The organism is Clostridium sp. 19966 (assembly GCF_032335695.1).
GTDB lineage: Bacteria > Bacillota > Clostridia > Clostridiales > Clostridiaceae > JACTOJ01.
Window position 1 is genome coordinate 209315 of record NZ_JACTOJ010000006.1, and the last position, 20554, is coordinate 229868.

The 20554-nt window shown below is 32.8% G+C and carries 17 protein-coding genes and 1 riboswitch; all 17 genes read right to left on the reverse strand.

What is annotated here, in order from left to right; all coding sequences use genetic code 11:
- Positions 1-34: 34 nt before the first annotated feature.
- The gene (locus tag IAI10_RS08585) at positions 35-739 is read right to left on the reverse strand and encodes an ABC transporter ATP-binding protein (RefSeq protein ID WP_315672891.1); all 705 of its coding nucleotides are present in this window, start codon (positions 737-739) and stop codon (positions 35-37) included.
- Positions 732-1505, reverse strand: coding sequence for an ABC transporter ATP-binding protein (locus IAI10_RS08590; protein WP_315672892.1), 774 nt, complete (start codon positions 1503-1505; stop codon positions 732-734). Before IAI10_RS08590 ends, IAI10_RS08585 begins: the two co-directional genes overlap by 8 nt.
- Positions 1492-2439 carry a branched-chain amino acid ABC transporter permease gene (locus IAI10_RS08595; protein ID WP_315672893.1) on the reverse strand — a complete coding sequence of 316 codons (948 nt, stop codon included), beginning with the start codon at positions 2437-2439 and terminating at the stop codon, positions 1492-1494. The genes IAI10_RS08590 and IAI10_RS08595 overlap by 14 nt, the downstream gene beginning before the upstream one ends.
- 9 nt (positions 2440-2448) lie before the next feature.
- A complete protein-coding gene (locus IAI10_RS08600; protein WP_315672894.1) occupies positions 2449-3336 on the reverse strand; it encodes a branched-chain amino acid ABC transporter permease in 888 nt (295 codons plus the stop codon).
- 106 nt (positions 3337-3442) lie between these two features.
- Positions 3443-4591: an ABC transporter substrate-binding protein gene (locus IAI10_RS08605; RefSeq protein WP_315672895.1), complete on the reverse strand. Its 1149-nt coding sequence runs from the start codon at positions 4589-4591 to the stop codon at positions 3443-3445.
- A 450-nt stretch (positions 4592-5041) separates the two neighbouring features.
- A complete protein-coding gene (rsgA, locus tag IAI10_RS08610; RefSeq protein ID WP_315672896.1) occupies positions 5042-6097 on the reverse strand; it encodes a ribosome small subunit-dependent GTPase A in 1056 nt (351 codons plus the stop codon).
- Between the two features lie 383 nt (positions 6098-6480).
- A complete protein-coding gene (locus IAI10_RS08615; RefSeq protein ID WP_315672897.1) occupies positions 6481-8175 on the reverse strand; it encodes a methyl-accepting chemotaxis protein in 1695 nt (564 codons plus the stop codon).
- A gap of 153 nt (positions 8176-8328) precedes the next feature.
- A complete protein-coding gene (locus tag IAI10_RS08620; protein ID WP_315672898.1) occupies positions 8329-9393 on the reverse strand; it encodes a hypothetical protein in 1065 nt (354 codons plus the stop codon).
- Between the two features lie 10 nt (positions 9394-9403).
- Positions 9404-10438 (reverse strand): phosphodiester glycosidase family protein, encoded by a 1035-nt coding sequence (locus IAI10_RS08625; RefSeq protein ID WP_315672899.1) that lies wholly within the window; start codon positions 10436-10438, stop codon positions 9404-9406.
- Positions 10439-10789: 351 nt separating this feature from the next.
- Complete coding sequence (locus IAI10_RS08630) at positions 10790-12172, reverse strand: SpoVR family protein (RefSeq protein ID WP_315672900.1); 1383 nt, start codon at positions 12170-12172, stop codon at positions 10790-10792.
- Entirely contained in the window at positions 12169-13341 is a 1173-nt protein-coding gene (gene yhbH / locus IAI10_RS08635; RefSeq protein ID WP_315672901.1) for a sporulation protein YhbH, read from the reverse strand. Before yhbH ends, IAI10_RS08630 begins: the two co-directional genes overlap by 4 nt.
- A gap of 3 nt (positions 13342-13344) precedes the next feature.
- Positions 13345-15267: a PrkA family serine protein kinase gene (locus IAI10_RS08640; protein ID WP_315672902.1), complete on the reverse strand. Its 1923-nt coding sequence runs from the start codon at positions 15265-15267 to the stop codon at positions 13345-13347.
- An 84-nt stretch (positions 15268-15351) separates the two neighbouring features.
- The gene (gene cytX, locus IAI10_RS08645) at positions 15352-16560 is read right to left on the reverse strand and encodes a putative hydroxymethylpyrimidine transporter CytX (protein ID WP_315672903.1); all 1209 of its coding nucleotides are present in this window, start codon (positions 16558-16560) and stop codon (positions 15352-15354) included.
- Positions 16553-17362, reverse strand: coding sequence for a bifunctional hydroxymethylpyrimidine kinase/phosphomethylpyrimidine kinase (thiD, locus tag IAI10_RS08650; protein WP_315672916.1), 810 nt, complete (start codon positions 17360-17362; stop codon positions 16553-16555). The genes cytX and thiD overlap by 8 nt, the downstream gene beginning before the upstream one ends.
- 122 nt (positions 17363-17484) lie before the next feature.
- Positions 17485-17594: riboswitch (TPP riboswitch) on the reverse strand.
- A gap of 40 nt (positions 17595-17634) precedes the next feature.
- On the reverse strand, positions 17635-18615 hold the full coding sequence (locus tag IAI10_RS08655) for an aromatic acid exporter family protein (protein WP_315672904.1): 981 nt from the start codon (positions 18613-18615) through the stop codon (positions 17635-17637).
- 70 nt (positions 18616-18685) lie between these two features.
- Positions 18686-19564 carry a carbohydrate ABC transporter permease gene (locus IAI10_RS08660; RefSeq protein WP_315672905.1) on the reverse strand — a complete coding sequence of 293 codons (879 nt, stop codon included), beginning with the start codon at positions 19562-19564 and terminating at the stop codon, positions 18686-18688.
- A gap of 15 nt (positions 19565-19579) precedes the next feature.
- Entirely contained in the window at positions 19580-20458 is an 879-nt protein-coding gene (locus IAI10_RS08665; RefSeq protein WP_315672906.1) for a sugar ABC transporter permease, read from the reverse strand.
- Positions 20459-20554: the final 96 nt, after the last annotated feature.

The following is a 20554-nucleotide window of genomic DNA, read 5'->3' on the forward strand; positions in this document are numbered from 1 at the left end:
TAAATTAACTTAAAGCCCTATATAAAGATAAATACTATTCTCCTAGGTAAGCTTTCTTTATGGAATCATCGTTTAATAAAACTTTTGCGTCGCCTTGGTTAACTATATTTCCAGTCTCAATTACATAAGCTTTATTTGCTATAGAAAGAGCCATATGAGCATTTTGTTCTACCAATAAGACGGTAGTTCCTGCCTTATTGATCTCCTGTATTATAGAAAAAATATCTTTAACTACAAGAGGTGCCAATCCCATGGAAGGCTCATCCATAAGAAGTATCTTAGGCCTTGACATTAATGCCCTTGCCATAGCTAGCATTTGTTGTTCTCCACCGCTTAATGTTCCTGCCTGCTGCTTCATTCTTTCCTTTAATCTCGGAAATTTTTCAAAAACCATTTCATAGTCACTTGCAATTTCCGATTTATCTTTTCTCGAATAAGCTCCCATTTCCAGATTTTCCATAACAGTAAGCTTAGAAAATACCCTTCTTCCTTCTGGTACATGGGATATTCCTAAAGATACTAGCTTGTGTGCTGGTAGTTTAGTAAGTGAAACTCCTTCAAATTCTATAGTTCCTGACTTTATAGGAGCAAGCCCAGATATAGCTCTGAGAGTAGAAGTTTTTCCAGCCCCATTTGCACCTATCAAAGTAACGATTTCTCCTTCATTTACTTCCATGCTTATATCTTTAAGTGCATGAATAGCTCCATAAAAAACATTTAACCCCTCAATTTTAAGCATCCGAATCCTCTCCTCCCAAATATGCTGCAATAACCTTAGGATTGTTTTTGATTTCCACAGGAGTTCCTTCTGCGATTATCTTTCCATAATCTAAAACCACAATTTTTTCACAAAGTCCCATTACAAACTTCATATCATGTTCAATCAAAAGTATAGAAATTTCGTACTTTTCTTTAATCCATTTTACTAATTCCATTAATTCCTGTGTTTCCTGGGGGTTCATCCCTGCAGCAGGTTCATCTAAAAGTAAAAGTTTTGGCCGAGCTGCGAGCGCTCTTGCAATCTCTAATCTTCTTTGTTCTCCATAAGGAAGATTATCTGCAAGCTCATTTTTTTTACTATCTAAGCTAAATATTTTAAGAAGCTCAATTGCCTTAGCTTCTATTTCTGCCTCTTCTTTAAAAAACTTAGGTAACCTAAGCATAGAATGAAAAATATTATATTTAACATTATAATTAAAAGATATTTTTACATTCTCCAGTACAGTTAATTTTTTAAAAAGCCTTATATTCTGAAAAGTTCTTGCTATTTTTTTCTTTGTTATTTCATAAGGTTTTATTCCTTCTATTTTCTCACCATTAAAATTGATAGTACCACTGGTTGGAGCATATACTCCTGTAAGCATATTGAATACAGTTGTCTTTCCAGCACCATTAGGTCCTATAAGTCCAACAAGCTCATGCTCATTTATTGAAAGTGAAAAGTCCGATACGGCTGTAAGCCCTCCAAATTTTATAGTAAGTTTATCAGCTTTAAGCAGCGCCATTTGGTTTCCCTCCTTTTACAGAAGTTTTTCTTTTTAATAGCTTATTGAGAGAAAGTCCTTTAGCATTAAGTAACATTATTACAATAAGAAGTACTGGATATACTACCATTCTAAAATCGCCAAAACCTCTTAAACCTTCTGGAAGATAAGTAAGCACTGAAGCTGAAATTATGCTTCCTGGGATATTTCCTAGTCCGCCTAAAACTACATAAACCACATAATCTGTTGATTTTAAGAAGTCAAACTGTTTTGGATCTAAGAACATTATATAGTGAGCATATAGCCCTCCAGCAAATCCTGCGAAGAAAGCCCCTATTACAAATGCCATTATCTTATACTTTGTAGTATTAACTCCCATAGCTTCTGCTGCAATTTCATCCTCACGAACAGATATCATCGCTCTCCCTTGAGAAGAGTTTACTACATTATAAATTATTATAGCTGTTACTACCATTGAAAAATATACCCAAGCTAGCGAAGCTTTAGGAGGTATTCCTACTAATCCAGCTGCACCGCCAGTAGCTGGTATGTTTTGTATGATTACAGAAATTATCTGGCAAAATCCTAAAGTAGTTATAGCTAAATAATCTCCTTTAAGCTTTAGTGTAGGTACACCTATTACAAAGCTTATAACTGCTGTAAAAATGCCTCCAGCGATTAGTGCTAAAAGAAAAGGAAAATTAGCTTTCATGGTTAACATAGCTGCAGTATACGCTCCAATTGCCATAAATCCTGCATGCCCTAAAGCGAGCTGCCCTGTAAAACCTGTAATCAAATTTAAACTCAAAGCCATTATAATATTAATACATATAAGCTTTATTATTCCTGCAGTGTAATTATTTATTATCTCTTGGTCAATTATAATAGACAAAATAATGTATACTATAACTGAAGCTGCAAAGGCTATAGCCGTTTTCTTCAATTTTTCCTTCATTTCTGTCACCTACACTTTCTCATTTACTTTTTTGCCCAGGATTCCTGAAGGCTTTATAAGTAATATTATGATAAGTATTACAAATGCAATAGCATCAGAATAGCTGCTAAGCGGCGATGCTTTAGTGAAGGTTTCAGCAATTCCCATTATTATTCCTCCAAACATAGCGCCAGGTATTATACCTATACCACCTAGAACCGCAGCTACAAAGGCTTTTAATCCAGGCATTATTCCCATGTAAGGATTGATGGTAGAATATAAAATACCAACCAAAACTCCTGCTGCTCCTGCTAATGCAGATCCTATAGCAAAAGTTACAGAGATAATGTTGTTTACATTTATGCCCATAAGCTCAGCTGCATCCTTATCCTGAGAAGCAGCTCTCATGGCTTTGCCAACCTTTGTTTTATATACTACAAATTGAAGTAATGAAGCAAGTATTATACATACAAATATTATAATAAGATATATAGAATTTATTTTTAGCGAGCCAACTATTGGAATTTCTTTAGCTGGTAATAAATTTGATGGATAATTTCTAAAGTTAGGTCCAAAAATCATATCCAATCTGCTGCCGTTTTCTAACAATAAAGATACTGCTATAGCAGTTATAAGAAGAGATATTTTAGGGGAATTTCTAAGTGGCTTGTATGCTATTTTTTCTATTAGCATACCAAGTATTGCACAACCAATCATCGCAACAATTAATGTTGGTATAAAAGGCAAACCAAAGCTGGTAGATGCAAAAAAGCCAAAATAAGCTCCCATCATATATATGTCCCCATGAGCAAAATTTATAAGTCCTATTATACCATAAACCATGGTATAGCCTAGTGCTATAATTGCATATACACTTCCTAAAGCAAGTCCATTTATAACCTGCTGTAATATATCCATATTTTTTCCCCCATTCTTGCTTTCTACATATAAGATTTTCACTAGGTATAAGTAATAATAAATTATAAATTCATACAGGCGCTTAAACCTGTATGAATTTAAATTACTAAGGATTTACTTTTTTAACGAACTGGTAATCTCCATTTGTTACCTTTAATACAACAGCGGCTTTAACAGCATCTCTATTTTTATCGAAAGTTATGTGACCTGATACAACAGTACCGTCATATGCTTTCAAAGCATTTTTTATGCTTTCAGAGTCTGTTTTTCCTGCTTTCTGAATAGACTGAATCAATACTTTACCTGCATCATAGTTAAGAGCAGCCATTGAATCTGGAACTTCATTATTGTATTTTTTCTTAAAGCTGTCTATAAATGTTTTAACTTCATCAGAGGTATCGCTTGATGAGTAGTGGTCTGAAATATAGGATCCCTCAACATATTCTTTTCCGATCTTGAACAAATCAGCTGAATCCCAACCATCTCCACCTAAGAAAGTTGATTTTATTCCAAGCTGTCTAGCTTGTTTAGCAATCATACCTACAGTACCATAATAATCTGGCAACAGTATAACATCAGGATTTGTTCCCTTTATTTCTGTAAGCTGTGCACTAAAATCAGTATCATTTGTATTGTAAGTTTTGGTTGAAACTATAGTTCCGCCATTAGCCTTAAAGGATTCTACGAATGTATCTGCAAGTCCTTTTGAATATGCATCCCCATTGTTATACAATACTGCTGCTGTTTTAGCCTTTAAGTCAGTACCTGTTGCAAAATTTGCAAGAACTTTTCCTTGGAAAGGATCTATAAAACAAGTTCTAAAAATATAATCTCCAGCCTGAGTTACTTTTGCGTTAGTGGCAGTACCAGTAACCATTGGTATTTTATTTTGCTGAGCGATAGGTGCTAAAGCATTTGCACTTGTACTAGTAAGAGGTCCAACGATAGCCACTACCTTTTCATCATTTATAAGTTTATTTCCAGCATTTACAGCTGATTGAGCTTTAGCTTCATCATCCTCATAAACAAACTGAACTTTTTTACCATTTATTCCTCCACCATTATTTACCTCATCTTGAAGCAAGTTGAGACCCTTTTGAGCAGATTTACCATATGCTGCTACTGAGCCTGTAAGAGGTGTAACTACGCCTATTTTTATTACATCTGATGAGCTTCCCTTAGCTTTGCATCCTGTAGCCACCGCTGTAACCATTAATGCTAATGTCATAACTACAGCTATTTTTTTCTTTACCATTTAAATTTCCCCCTTTTTATTTAGGTAAAATCACATAAATCATATATTTTTCTTCATGCTATGAAACTCCCCTAAATGTTCCATTCACATAAACTTATGTAATATTTACGCTTATCTAAATTTTCTTGTTTAATTATTAATATAATACAACGCTAAATGTATTTTAACAATTCGAAAATATATATAATGAATTATTTCTTATTTTTATATGTGTAAACGTTATTTATTATTGCAATATCAAAATATTTATTGTTTTAATGCAAAATAATATCTGTTTATCAACGAATAAACAGATATTATTTATAAATCAAAGTTTTTATTGCGAATCAATTAGGTAAATATGGTTTTTTAATATGAATTTAATGATAATTCTCCCATTTATTCATGAAATTAAAAATCACATTTTACTTTCCCAAAATTTTATTCTCGGACTTTGCTTTAAAACATGCACTATTTTCTGTGAAACTTATTCATGCTCTTTTCCAGAGCTTTATTTTTCATTCTCGTATTAAGCATTTCTTTTTTTTCAGCAAAAGCAGCTTCTCTTTTAAGTTTATTATAATTTTTCCATCTATCTTCGGATAATTCTCCTGATTCCAAGGCTGCTCTAACAGCACATCCAGGTTCACTCTCATGCTTGCAGTTTCTAAACTTGCATTTTTCAGAAAAAATTTCTATATCAGAAAAAGTTATACTAATCCCTTTTGATACATCCCACATTCCAAGCTCTCTCATACCAGGAGTATCCATTATCATGCCTCCATCTTCAAGCTTTAAAAGCTGTCTAAAGGTGGTGGTATGCCTTCCTTTACTGTCATCTTCACGCACAGAATTTACAAGCATTTTATCTTCTCCTAAAAGTGCATTTACAAGAGATGATTTTCCTACACCTGATGATCCTAAGAATACAATTGTCTTCTTAGGAGAAATATATTTTTTTAATTCTGAGATTCCTTCTCCGGTATGAGAACTTATGGCTATCAAATCTACTCCCGGAGCAATCTCTTGAAGCTGAGATTTTTGTTCCGAATAATCTGGATATAAATCAACTTTAGTCAGAACAAGTACAGGCATTCCACCGCTTTCCCACGCTGCAGTTAAATATCTTTCAATTCGCTTTACATTGAAATCATAATTCAAGGAAGTCATTATAAATACGTAGTCAAAATTAGCTGCTACTACCTGTTCTTTTCCATGAAAACTATCTAATCTAGAAAATTTACTTTTTCTATTAAGAACATGATATATAACATCATCACCAAATTCATTATTTTTAATAATTGTAAAATCTCCTACGGCTGGATATATCTCGCTGCTGTTATCGTAGAAAATAGAAGCCTTTAATACTGCCCATTTCTCCTCTGATTCTGTTAGTATCTTATATCTGTCCTTCTGAACCTCCAACACTCTAGCTATTGAAAATTCCTCTTCATCTATACCTAATTCTTTTAGTTGACTTTTAAAAAAGTCATCATAACCATATTCCTGTAATTTATTATTATTCATCCAATTCCTCCAATTTTAATAAATGTCTATCTAACTGAAAATATATATTTATCATAAAACATCTCTCCTTCCTAATTAATATTTTCTTTAAGACAAAAAGAGCATAAAAATCCCGCAGAAAGCAACCCCAAAACGAGCTGCCCTCTGCGGGAAATTATACTCCCAGCTTTAAATGCAGTATGTGATAAAAGGCTACAAATACATTGCATACAAAATCCTATCAGCTCAAAAGACTAACATAGATTTCATTATGCCTATATTTAGTTTTAAATGAAAATCACCTTTACTAAAACTTTCATTAAAACACATCTCCTTTCACATACATAATAGCTTTACATGACAATAAAATTATATTATTTTTAGAAAATTAAGTCAATAGTTATCTATATTTTAAATTTACTAATTTCATTTTTTAATGTCTCTGAACTTTCTTTAGTCAATGTGGCTTGTGTTAAAACTTCACTGCACTTCTCACTTACTTTAGAAATTTTATCAGCAATCTCCACAGTACCTTCAGCTGATTCTTCAGAAGCCTGTGCAACACCATCGATAGTTTTTAAAACTTCCTGTATTGATGCCGATAGCTGCTGGGAAGCGGAACTAAAATCTGTAACAAGCTCATCCATGAATTTAGAGTCATTGCTGTAAGCATCCGTAAGATTAATCATTTTCTTATAATCATTGTTCACATCATTTGATAAATAAACAAGCATTTTATCAGCACTCAAGGATAATCTTTTCACACCTTCAGTTACCTTACTAGTTATATCTTGTATCTTAACCACAGTGTCTTTTGACTGCTCCGCCAATTTTCTAATTTCGTCGGCTACAACCGCAAATCCCTTTCCAGCTTCCCCAGCTCTAGATGCTTCTATAGCTGCATTTAATGCAAGCAAGTTTGTTTGATCTGTAATACCCATTATGGTTTCAGAAAGGAATTTTATATCTTCTGCTACTTTAGCCGCTTCCATAGCCTCTAATACATCATTTCGCGTTTCATCTAAAATTTTAATAGATTTCTGCTGAGCTTCTTTCACAGATGTTCTTGTTTTTTCAGCTCTCTCGCTAATTTTAGCTGCTTCCTCAGCGCCTTCTTGAGATTTTTTTGCTATGCCTTGGATAGCTCTATCGATTTCTTGAGAAGTAGCTGCCATCTCCTCTGATGAAGCTGCAGTTTCTTCCATACTGGCAGAAAGCTCTTCAGTAGTTGCAGAAACTTGTTCTATATTACCATTAAGTTCAAATACGCTCTCATTTGTGCTGATTACAGCTTCTCCTATGTTTGTACTTTCGTGAATTATATTATTTATTAAATTTTTAAGGGATATCTGAAGCTCATCAATGGCTCTAACTATTTGTCCAACTTCATCTTTCCTTGCCTTAAGCTTTGAAGGTGCCTCCATTGTAAAATCCCCTTTAGAAATAACCGATAGATGTTTCACCGCACCAGCAAGAGGTTTTGCTATACTTCTGGAAATTATTACAGAAATAATTATTCCTATGATAAGCACCGCTATAGCTCCTATAGCTATATTTAAAAGCATACTATTTATTTTAGCAGTCACCTTGCTGACTTCAACTCCAGTAAACCACATGCCCACTATATTCCCAGCAGAATCTTTAATGGGCATATAATAGGTAACTACATTTTTCCCTGCAACTACAGCACTTCCGCTGTATTCTTTTCCTTGTTTAAGCACTGTGTTAATTACTTCTGCAGATGCTTTAGTCCCTATAGCCCTTTTTCCATCCTCCGATACTACACTGGTGGACACTCGCGTGTCATTCATAAATATAGTAGATAAGTAATCTGTATCTTTTTTTATTTGATCCACAACATCAAAATTATCATTTATTAGAGTATCACCCTTATACAACTTGCCAGAATCTATTTTCCATTCCCCAGGATATTTGATATCGATGAGATTATATCCAATCTTGGCATTATTCATGGCATCACTTTTAAAACTATCGTTTACCATGCTGTTTATACTCTTAAATACTAGAAAAAACATAATAAGTGAAAACGAAATCAAAACAATAGTAAATGCAGAAATAATTTTGCCTTTTAGCTTCATAAATGCCCTCCTTACAAAGTATATTTTTATTTTCTCTGAAATTAGCTATCATACTTACATTCTACATTATTCATCAAATTATTACCACATTTATTTTAGGCTTTATAGTACGATTAAAACTAACTTTAATTGTATAATTTATAAGGCAGCATACTAAAATTTCACTATATTTACTTGATTATTCTTTACTGATATCACTTCCTCCTCATTCATATCTAAAAACTGGCCCACATATGAAATATTCTTGTTCTGAGCTATATCTGCAACCTGATTTTTTTCACTGTTCACCTCATAGATTTCACCAGAAGGAGCTATAAAAATATTTTCTTCGTCTATGTATGAATTTAGAGAAATGCTTTGCCATTGATAATCTTTGGAATCAGTATTCAGATTGCTCTTTAAAATGGTATTTATTTTGTTATCATTTCCAATTTGTCCAAGGTACACAGCATCATTCTCATCTACATATAAAAGCTTAAATTTTTTACTCTTATCTAAATTCAAAGGATTGCTTGCATATCCGTTATATATATAAATTTTATTATTTACCGTATTTTCATAAACTATCTCATCCTTCTGCTTAACTACAAAAAATTTTCCAATAGAGCTTGTATTTATAGGCAGTTTGCTTATTCCATCAGAAATATCAAGCCTCATTAAAGTATTATTTTTTTCATCATCGGCTGTGTTGAGATAAATTATGGTATTCATTATATTAAGCTGCATGTCTATCACTCTAGAATCGCTTGAATATAATTCATATTCTCTTGCCTTATTATTATAATCTAATGCTTGCTGCAAATTTTTTCCCTCAGCTTCATATTTATACACCTTTATAGCATTATCTTTTGCTATATTGCTTATGATTACAATAGAATCTTCTGTATCATGCCATTTAATAAAATAGCTTTCCAAAGGATTATCTAGTTGTACAGTGTTTTTACTTCCATCTTCTAGATTAACAACATTTAATTTATCATTTGCATAATAAAAGCAGTACTTTCCGCTAGGCGATAATTTAAAATTTGATGCGGCACCTTCAACTGTTATTTGAATTTTGTTAGATTTAGCGTTATTTTTTACAACCTGCTTATACTGTATCTTTGTATTATCTGCTAAATAGTAATTATTCACATAGTATAAAGCCGCTGTTTGCATTCCAAGAGAAATTAAGACTATGATAGCTATAATAATTATTGTATTAAAAGCTTTTCTCATGATTTTCCTCCTAAGGCTGAACATATATTATATCTGGTATGAACCTCTCGCCAGTTACATTCGATGGATGATTTATTACCTCTCCTTCATAATACATAGCCGTAGATCCGCCTCCATCAAGACACATAGCATTATTTGCACCTAAATCCATCATTACTTTTTGTACATCCTTTAAATCTGCACCTAGTTTGATGCCTCTTCTCCCATCTATAGCTAGAAGTATTATACTTTTATCTTTTCTCTGCCCTATAGCAGTTCTAGGATTAAGTCCCGTTAAGGAAGTCTCGGATATATAAGCTTTGCCATCAACTACCAATGATGGATCAAAAGATATAGCTTGTCTTACATTCTTTTTTATAAGCTCACTTACATTAGCTGGTCCAACATGAGCTTCATTATTAGGATCTATATAAAATACACAGGTTTCGCTTTTATAGTAATCTTGCTTTTCGGTCGGAAATATCACATTCCCATCAGATATGATTATTCCCAGTGGAACTCCACCAACGCCTCCAGTCCTGCCAGTAGGTGAAACATCTGAATAACCGCCCCCATTTATTGCTGCAGATGCATTATATCTTTTAGCCATCTGAGTCACAGTTTGTCCAACTTCTCCTAATTTGTCTGAATATCCTATTTTTAACTTGCTGGGATCCTTTACTATTAAAGCTATTCCATCAAATTTATTGTTGCTTATATCGATTCTTTCTATGTTGCTATCCGTATATTTTATATCCACTTGCGCTTCAGTTGCTTTAGATTCGCTGCTATCTGCATTAGATTCAGAATTTAATTTATTATTATTCTCTTTAATTATCTCCTGTATTTCTTTTTCACTAAAGAAAAACTTGGCAATATATTGATGATTTCCCGTAGCCATTGATAACCCTACCAGCATATTTCTTACTTTTTTAAAGGGACCATAGAATGTGTAAATAGGAAATGTTACTGCATTAAATAACAAAAAAAACAAAAGCATAATTAAAACCTTTTTTACTATTTTATTTTTTCTTGTTTTTTCACCTTTATGACAATCCTTTTTCACCCAAATACCACCTTACAATAATTCACATAAACATTTTACTAATTATTTCATATTTAAATTAACTAGTCAATATACACAATATTATAGTATATACGATATATAAAAGCAGCTGTCTCACAATGAATATAAAGTTATTTTAAAGAGAAATAGATAAGGACAAGTTAATGAGTAAAAATATTGGAGAGCAAACAAAAGAAATCGACTCATAAAGAGACGATTTCCTCAATAACTATTAATTTTTACCTCTTACTTCTTACTTCTTACTTCTTACTTCTTACTTTAAATTGTACCTTACGAACCTTAGCTTAATGTCTTAAAATAAATAATCTTTTTGAGACAGCTCCTAAATATTTATTTTATTGTAACCCTATCTCCATTTTCACAGGACAATTCTACATTTTTTTCTGATTGCTTAGTTCTTAATATAACATTATGTCCCCAAAGCTTAAATACATGCTTTAATGTAGCCTTAGCATAATCCATATTAAGTTCTCTTCCATCATAAACATGTTCCATATAAAGTGTGCCGTCTTTTTTGGACATATCCATTATTCTTATTACTGGTATTGAGCCCATGCCGCAGGAACTGCTTAAGGTATTCCTTATATTTTTCCAACCTTCCTCATCTGAAACTTCCTTTATCACATAGCTTCCTTTATCATTAGCGTATTGAAATAAATTTAACTCATAGCATAATTCTTGAGTTAAATATTTTCTAATAAAGGATTCATCCCTTTCCAGTGCTCTCACTTCAAATAGCTTTTCTCTGCCATATCTTCTTTCTATATCCTCCAGCATTTTAAATCCAATAAAATATGGATTTATGGAGCCAAATCCAGGAGCTATTACGTCATTATGCCTTTTTACGAACTCGAAATATAGCCCCTCTTCTAAATTTAATTTTTTTAGAATATTGTAATGAAAAAAACTTGCCCATCCTTCATTCATTATCTTTGTCTCTATTTGAGGTATAAAATATTCTGTTTCCTTCCTTACAATTTGCAATAGATTTTTTTCCCAATCCATAAGCTCGCCATATTTTATGATAAAATACAAAATGTCCTCTTCCGGCTCTAAGGGTATCTTATTCAAATCAGGTAATTCTGTTTTTTTCTTTTGACCTAATATATCATAATTTTCATTTTCTTTAGCATATTTTTCAATAATTCTATTTCTTAGCACATTGTCGTCTAATCTATTCTTATCTGCCACTCTAGAGATTTGAAGCTTTATAGCATGTGCAGAATCCAACACTCTTTCTACATTCTCATATCCTATACTTGGATCGTTTATATATCCTCTGACTATCTGCGAGTGAGTTTTGAACATTTCTACTGTGTAATCTGCTTTAGTTCTTTCCTTAAACATTCTATTATTCTTAAAGAAATCATTATGACCATACACATGCGCCATGGTAAGTATCTGCAAAAGCAAAGTATTTTCCTGCATCAGATAAGCGATGCAGGGATCAGAATTTATTACCATTTCGTAAGGGAGACCTGTTAAATTATATTTATATATGGTGCTGTTTTTTTCGTAGGCCTTTCCGAAACTCCAATGAGGATATCTTGAAGGCATACCTAAATACGCCTCATTAGCCAGCATATCCTTATAGCTTACCATTTCAAATTCCTGATCATAATAATCCAGTCCCATATCTTTAGCTATGGCTTCAATAGTCTCATTCCATCTTTCTAAATCCTTAAATCCGTACTCATGTTGCAATGAATTCACCCCACTTGTTCCTTACGCAGCATTTCTTTTAAAGCTTCCCATAGATCCTGCTTCTGCTTTATCTCTACAGGCACAAAATTTTTCGCTTTTACTTCCTTTTCTAGCTTACTTTTTATAGAATTGCTGAAATAGTAACCACCCATTATTTCTGCATATCCAAACATATTGCACTTTTCGCATAACTGTTTGGCTGCCTCTATAGTGGGTTCATCATCACCGGTCCAATTGTCTCCATCGCTAACATAAAAGGCATATACATTCCAGTAAGACGGATTAAATCTTTTTTCTATTATTTCTAAGGCTTTATTAAGTCCGCTGGAAATATATGTTCCGCCAGATTCCACCTTATGAAAGAATTCCATTTCATTAACTTCCTTTGCAGTGGTAGTGTGAGAAACAAAGGCTACTTCGACGTTATTGTACTTTCTTTTTATGAATTGAGACAAAATAAAGAAAAAAGACCTAGCCAAATACTTTTTGGTAGCATCCATGGATCCAGAGATATCCATTATGCACAATATAGCCGCATTACATTCTTTCTTAAAGGTCTTTTTTATTCTATAATATCTTAAGTCATCTTCCTTAAAGGGAACCCTTTCTAAGGGTTCCTCTTGATTTTCTTCTTTAAGTATTCTTTTTTTTCCTTGAGTTCTTTTTATTTTCTCAACTACAGTCCTTCGCTTTGCAAGCCTTGGTTTAATTCCATGCTTCTGATAACCATACTTTTTTATTCCGCTAACTACAAGCATATTTGAAAGCTTCTTTTTATTCATCTCGGGAAGTTCCAAGTCTTCAATGAGATAATTTAATACATCTTCTAATGTAATCTCAGTCTCATACACGTCTTCTCCTTCAGCATTGCCGGCTCCCATATTCCCTGTACCTGATTTTTCATCTTCCTTGCCGATTACCTGCCCTCTTTCCTCAGAACCGTCTCCGCTGCCAACTCCAGGCATGTTTTTACCATATATAAATTGATATTCTTTTATTCCCCTTATGGGTATTTTAATTTTTTTATCTTTACTTTGCCCGATTATGCTTTCTTCAGATATAATATCTCCAAGATTTTCTTTTATAGATTTTTCCACCAATTGTCTGTGCCTTCTTATATCCTCCACAGCTCTATCATTTTCTATTGGTGAAGTTCTGTAATCTCTAAATATTGCCATGAATTAATCCTTCCACGAATTGTTAGCTGCATATTTCAAAATAACATCGCAGCACTTGTCACAATAACCATAGGATTTCATTTCCTCCACCATGGCATTATATTTTTTATCTTGGTCCTTATCTCTAACCCTGGATTTAGTTATTACTCTAGAAAGCTCCTTAACTGAATTAGTCAGCTTCTTTTCAATAGCTTCTTTTAGTGGCTCGTAAGTAGCAAAATTTATATTTCCTCCATTTCTTACCACATAAAACATATAGGAGGTAACATCACTTCTAAAGCCTTTAGCAGAACTTTCAGAAACTCCTATTTGCTCTTCTATAGATCTCATAAAAGCTTCATCTGCCTGAAGCTCTTCTCCTGTTGATTTATCCTTTAACTTTGTTTTATTCACAAAGGCTTCCGCATTATCTATATAATTATTAAATAAGGTTTCCGCCTGCTCTCTATAACTGTGTATAAATGCTTTGGTTATTTCTTTTTCCAAGGTTTTATTGTACTGCTTCCTTATAGTATCCTGAATAAATCCCATATATCGCTTCTTGTCATCTTCAGATATATCAAGCTCCTTCACAGATTTAATTATACTTTCCATCATGCTTATTGGATTTATACAATCGTACTCAGAATTTGATATCGCATTGTCAATAGCCTTGATTATAAATCTAGTGGAAATACCATTCATACCTTCATCAAGCCCTGCTTCCTCTTTGAGTTCCATAATATCTATCTTTTTAGTAGTACCTTTCTCCACTATTTCTTCCCCGTTATAAATTTTAAGTTTTGTCAGCGGATCAACCTTATTGGAAGGTTTTAAACGTGAAAGTATAGCAAAAATAGCTGCTATCTCCAAAGTATGAGGAGCTATATGAGCCTTGAAATTACTCTTTTTTAATATTTTTTCATATATTTTTATTTCTTCATTTAATTCCGTACAGTAAGGTACTTCTACTTTCACTATTCTATCTAGTATAGCTTCATTAGTATGGTCAGACTTAAATCTATTCCATTCAGCTTCGTTGGAGTGAGCTACAATGATTCCATCAAAATATATCATGGAGCCCTTTCCTGGCGAAGGTATTGATTTCTCTTGAGTTGCAGTTATTATGGTGTGCAAATACTCCACATCATTTTTAAATACTTCTATGAATTCAACCATTCCTCTGTTGCCTACATTAAAAGCTCCATTTAATGAAAATATACGAGGATCGTCCTCTGAATACATATCCATTTTAGAAATATCTACAGAACCTGTAAGCACTGAGGTATCCTGATTATTGGGATCTACAGGCGGCACCACGCCAATTCCTTTTCTTGATCTAATGGAAAAAGAAGTAGTGGTAACTGGAAAATTCTCATATTCACCATTAAATTCATGCAGCAATCTGTATTTGCAGGCTGGGCAAAGGTCTCCTTCAATCTCTACTCCAAGCAATTGCTCAAAATCTTTTCTGAGATGTTTTGGAATGAGATGAAGCGGTTCTTCATGCATAGGACATCCTTTTAAGGTATATACAGGTTCGCTTAGTTCCAAAGCTTTTTTAAGAGCCTCCACTAAGGAAGATTTGCCTGCTCCTACTGGTCCTACTAGATATAAAACCTGCCTCGACTCCTCACCTCTCATAGATGCCGAATACAGGTAATTCATTATTTTCATAAGTATCTTATCTATTCCAAAAAAGTCTTCCTTAAAAAAATTATATTTCTTTATTATGTCGTTTCCGTATATCTTTTTAATCCTCGGATTTTCCTCAGGTTTTATTATCTCAAAGCCACTTTCCATGATGATATCATACATTCTTTTATGAGCAAGCTTAACTAAGTCTAGATTATCTTTTACTATATCTAGGTATTCCAGAAAGCTTCCTTCAAATTTGCCATGATTTCTGTTGCTTCTGTCACTTTGTATAATATCTTTAAAACTCATAGCATACCTCCTTCAATGAACAAACAGTTTATCATTATAAAGATATGCAGAGTTTTTTTGATAAATGATATATTTAAAATATTTTTATATTTGTTTTTCAAACTTTCTTTTTAATATTACCCTAAATAAAGAGTACACTGCAGCAGTAACAAGCATAACTGGAACTGTTACTCCAAGGAATATGTCCATATCTTTTATTTCATAATACAAAATCACTCCGAGTACCCAGAAAACTATTGCCAGCAAATCTATTTTAAATATTTTATTATCCTCTGAAGAATATTTTTTAAATATAAAATAATCTGCAAAAACTATTGAAAAAAGCGGAGCAAATACAGACCCTATAAAATATAAAAAGTTTTCATACTGCTCCATAGGGAAAAATAAAGCCATTAATGTAGCTGCCACCGTAATGAATAACGCAGCTAATTTTTCATCTATTTTATCACTCACATTGATAATACTTACCCCTGCTGAATAAGCATCCATAAAAGTAGTTGTAATAGTTGACAAAAGTATTATCAAAAGCGCAACTATTCCAAAATGCATAGTAGTAAATATCTTAGTAGGATCGCTGTCCCCAGTAACCAAACTTGAAGCTACTCCTGCAATATACATCCAGGAACTTCCTATAAAATATCCTAAAAAGCATCCTAAAGTTGAAAATTTTCTACTGGTACCAAATCTAGTATAATCGCCAGCTAATGGAAGCCAAGATAAAGGCATCAATACGTTGAGTTCTATTATACTTCCTAAACTCATGCCCTTTCCTCCAGCATTAATTATATCGCTTTTTCCAGTAAAAATTTGAATGGTCATAACCAAGGTCATAAAAAGCAAAAGAATTACTGCTCCTGTATTTATATATTTCATTCCATTCATGCCCATAAAGATCCACAAAAATACCAAAGCTCCAATAACAAATACCCAAACCAGATTAGTTTGGATACCAAAATATCCATTGCTCACATCCCCAAAGGCTCTTGCCCCAACTATTATCATAATTGTGGTCCATCCTATAAGCTGAATCACATTTAGAGATGCAAATAATTTTGTTCCAAGCTTTCCAAAGGATCTAGAAGTAGATTCCATAGCGGCAAGCTTTGAACTAGCTCCTATATATGCTCCAGCGGCTAATATAGCCGCACCTATTGCATGACCAATCAATATGCCCATAACAGCTTTTTTGAATCCAGCATCTGTTAAAAGTCCTCCAGTCATCATTTCAGATAAGGATATGGCCGCTCCAAACCAAAGAGCTGTCATATTAAAAAATCCTATTTTTTTATTCATTTAACATGCCCGCCTTTCTGTATAAGTCATAAAAATGATTAGTTGGACCTACTCCCTTTCCTAATTCAATGCTATGCTCTATAGCCATAGTTATATATTTTTTTCCTTCAGTAACCGCTGTTTTAATATTCATTCCCTTAGCTAGGTTTGCGGCTATAGCTGAAGAAAGAGTGCATCCAGTTCCATGGGTATTTTTAGTATTTATTCTCTCTTGCTTAAAGCTTATAAAATCTATTCCATCGAAAAATATATCTGTAGCCGCATCTTCAAGATGCCCACCTTTAACCAATATATTTTTAGGTCCTAATTTTTTTAATTCCTCGGCAGCTTTCTTCATTTTCTGTATGTTTTCTATTTTTAAATTTAAAATTTCTTCTGCCTCTGGCAAATTAGGAGTTATAAGCTTTGCTAAAGGAAATAGTTCTTTTATCAATGTTTCCTTTGCGTCTTCCGAAAGAAGTTTAAATCCACTTTTTGATACCATCACAGGATCCAAAACCACTGGAGGCAAATTCTCTATTTTTCTCAGAGAATTGCTTATTGCTTTAATTGATTCTATCTTAGATACCATTCCTATTTTTATAGCATCAACTTTTATATCATCAAAAATCACTTCAATTTGCTTCTCTATCATATCCGCAGTTATATCTTGAATCGCAAACACGCCTTGAGTATTTTGAGCTGTTATAGCTGTAATAACGCTCATGCCAAAAACCCCATTTGCTGAAAAAGACTTTAAATCAGCCTGTATTCCTGCTCCTCCGCAGCTATCTGAACCTGCTATAGTAAGTGCTGTAAATATTCTACTGTTTTTGTGCATAAAAAATCCCCCTCATCAAATCTGTGAAGGGGAGCTTTGTTTATTCTCAGCTCTATTTTTAACAAAAGGTTATATTAATGAAAAATGCAGCCAGAAGCTGCATTTTTTAAACACCATTGCTTCCCTACGCTGGTCTTAACCAGTTCAGGTGTAAGAGTCAAGGGATACCGTCCCCTATCTCAGCTGACATACATCAGCCCCCCTAGCACAGATTATTAATTTTTATTTATTTCACGTAAATTCTATCATATATGCTATGCTTTGTCACTGTCTTTTTCTAGCATATCCTCTGCAAAATTAATTTTTATCTCTAAAAAATACTCTAAGTCATTTAAGAACTGATAAAGCATGGCTCTATTTTCAAATTCTTCTCTAGTCTTTGGAAGTCCTTGCAGCTTAAATTCCTTCAGCAGCTTATTTAATTCCTCTATCAAGGCATATCCTCTATTATATTCCTGAAGCTCAGCTGCTATTTTTTCTGTTACATTAGCTACCAGCTCAGTTTGATCAAAGGTCATATAAAATTTAGTAAAATGTTTTCTCATATATTTTAATATATCAAACTGAAGCTTCCTCATTTCCATATACTTAAGATAATATTTTGCATCATTTAATATATAATTATTAACATTTCTATAAGCTAGTTCACTGCCCTCTCTAAGCTTATCTTCTAGATTTCGAAACATTTTTTCTTCTTCTATATTAACAGCCTTGTTTCTTAGAGTATAGGCCATATTAAGCAGTATTTTTTTTATTAATTCCTCTATTTCCTTTTGTATATTCTTTATTTTTTTCTCTGTGTTTGGCATATAAAAATTTAATAATATTGCACTCCCAGCTCCTATAGCCATAAGCAGCATTTCATTTTTCATCCAGAAGAGAGCTATGGATTTTTCTACTAACAAATGAGTAACCAAAACCGAACTCACCACAATACCATCTGTAAGCTTAAGATATACAGCGGCTGGAATAAAAATAATAAGGTATACTCCGAAGGTAACAGCGTTATATCCCAAAATTACAAATAAAATAGAACTTATAAATAACGCCAGCACTGTGGAACAAATTCTTTGAAAAGCTATAGTTATAGATGCTTTTTTAGTATTTTGAAGACTCAGTATAGTTATAACTCCAGCCGCTGCTGCATATTTTAAGCCAAAAAATTCGGCTATTATAATTGATATACTTGCTCCAACTGCAGTTTTTACAGTCCTAAGTCCAATTATTTTTTTCATAAGTATCAAATCCTTAAGTGAATATTTTTATTTTATTATATCATGCAATTTCACTGATGCGGCAGCTTTTTTAATCTTTTACTGCACCTTGAGTCATACCTTTAATTATATATTCTTGTAAGAATATATATAATATTATAGTAGGTACTACCGCTATTACCATGGCAGCCATCATCTGAGAATAATCACTGGAATATCCACCTACGAAATTAACAAGTCCTATAGGGAGAGTTTTTAATTTTTCGTTAGATATGAGCACTAATGCAAAAGAAAATTCATTCCAATTAGTAAGGAAATTTAATACAGTAACCGTTGCAATTGCTGGCCTAGTCATAGGAAGAATAATCTGAAGAAAAAGCCTTGGTATTCCGCAGCCATCAATTACTGCTGCTTCTTCAATATCATCAGGAAAAGCCTTCATAAAAGACACTAAAATAAATACAGTTATGGGAAATCCAAAAGCTATATAAGGCATTATTAACGCCCATCTAGTATTCAGCAAACCCAATGATCTCATTTGAATAAATAAAGGCACCAATAAAGCATGCACCGGTATTATCATACCAAAAATAAAAAGTGCATATATAAATCCGCTTGATTTAAATTTAAACTTTGCTAGGACATAGGCCGCCATTGCACCTATAAATATGGTGATTATGATAGAAATTACAGCTACGATTACACTATTTATAAAATACTCTCCAATATTTGCAGTTTTCCATGCATGTACATAGTTTTCAAAATGTAATTCAGTAGGTAGTGCAAAAGTACTTCTTGAAATTTCCCGATTTGTCCTAAATGAAGTAAAAAGCATCCATATTAAAGGATAGATATTAAGTACTCCAAATATTATTAAAACAGCATACATAAGTAATTTTACAATTTTATTTTTTATTCTACTTCTTTCATTTTCTTTATCTATATTTTTATGAGTTATATTATTTTGCATAATTCCCACCCTCCTTTAAACTACATCCTTGGTTTTCATTAATTTTTGACTCAATAATATAAAGAATAAGCTAATTACAAAAATAACAAGAGAAACTGCGCTTCCATAGCCATATTTATAAACAGTAAAGGTCTTATTGTACATATAAATAGCCATTAGTTCTGTAGAACGTCCCGGTCCACCGCCAGTCATAACATAAATTAAGTCAAAAGCTTTCATACTTCCTGATATACATAAAACCACAGCTACTTTAATTGTATCCCATAGCATTGGGAAAGTTATAGACATAAACTTTTGTGTTTCTGTAGCTCCGTCAATTTCAGCAGCTTCAAATAAAGATTCAGAAATATTTTGTATTGCTGCAAGAAAAATAATAAAGTATAAGCCAACAAACTGCCAAATAATTGGTATGCACGCTGAAAATATTGCAATCTTTGGATTTCCAAGCCAATTTTGAGCTAAACTTTTGAGTCCTATAAATTTTAAAAAATTATTTAAAATACCTATTTGGGAATTAAAAATATTTGACCAGAGTAAAGCTACTACAACAGTTGAAACTACCATAGGAAGAAAATATACTGTCCTAAAGAACTTTACGCCTTTAAGTTTTCTACTTAAAATAATCGCAAGTACAAGAGCAATAGGAATTTGTCCAAGTATTGATGCTATAACTACATAGATATTGTTTTTAAATGATTTCCAGAAATAAGGATCAACTAGAATTTGTTTAAAATTTTCAAGTCCTATATATTTTGCTACTCCAATTCCATTCCAATCCATAAATCCATAATAAAATGATCTGAAAATCGGAATTATAACAAACAGCATATAAATAATTAAAGCGGGACCTAAGCCTGCAATAATATATTTTTTATTTCTTCTGATTATATCCACAAAATCATTCCTTTCTTTTTATTAGGTTCTGTTTTAAATCAGTGTTTAGCTAAAACACTGATTTAAAACATATCCTTCTACTTCATTTTCTGTTAA

Bases quoted from the DNA above. Each gene is read 5' to 3' on its own strand.
- IAI10_RS08585 (WP_315672891.1), bottom strand. From the start codon at position 739: ATGCTTAAAATTGAGGGGTTAAATGTTTTTTATGGAGCTATTCATGCA.
- IAI10_RS08590 (WP_315672892.1), bottom strand. From the start codon at position 1,505: ATGGCGCTGCTTAAAGCTGATAAACTTACTATAAAATTTGGAGGGCTT.
- IAI10_RS08595 (WP_315672893.1), bottom strand. From the start codon at position 2,439: ATGAAGGAAAAATTGAAGAAAACGGCTATAGCCTTTGCAGCTTCAGTT.
- IAI10_RS08600 (WP_315672894.1), bottom strand. From the start codon at position 3,336: ATGGATATATTACAGCAGGTTATAAATGGACTTGCTTTAGGAAGTGTA.
- IAI10_RS08605 (WP_315672895.1), bottom strand. From the start codon at position 4,591: ATGGTAAAGAAAAAAATAGCTGTAGTTATGACATTAGCATTAATGGTT.
- rsgA (WP_315672896.1), bottom strand. From the start codon at position 6,097: ATGAATAATAATAAATTACAGGAATATGGTTATGATGACTTTTTTAAA.
- IAI10_RS08615 (WP_315672897.1), bottom strand. From the start codon at position 8,175: ATGAAGCTAAAAGGCAAAATTATTTCTGCATTTACTATTGTTTTGATT.
- IAI10_RS08620 (WP_315672898.1), bottom strand. From the start codon at position 9,393: ATGAGAAAAGCTTTTAATACAATAATTATTATAGCTATCATAGTCTTA.
- yhbH (WP_315672901.1), bottom strand. From the start codon at position 13,341: ATGGCAATATTTAGAGATTACAGAACTTCACCAATAGAAAATGATAGA.
- IAI10_RS08640 (WP_315672902.1), bottom strand. From the start codon at position 15,267: ATGAGTTTTAAAGATATTATACAAAGTGACAGAAGCAACAGAAATCAT.
- cytX (WP_315672903.1), bottom strand. From the start codon at position 16,560: ATGAATAAAAAAATAGGATTTTTTAATATGACAGCTCTTTGGTTTGGA.
- IAI10_RS08655 (WP_315672904.1), bottom strand. From the start codon at position 18,615: ATGAAAAAAATAATTGGACTTAGGACTGTAAAAACTGCAGTTGGAGCA.
- IAI10_RS08660 (WP_315672905.1), bottom strand. From the start codon at position 19,564: ATGCAAAATAATATAACTCATAAAAATATAGATAAAGAAAATGAAAGA.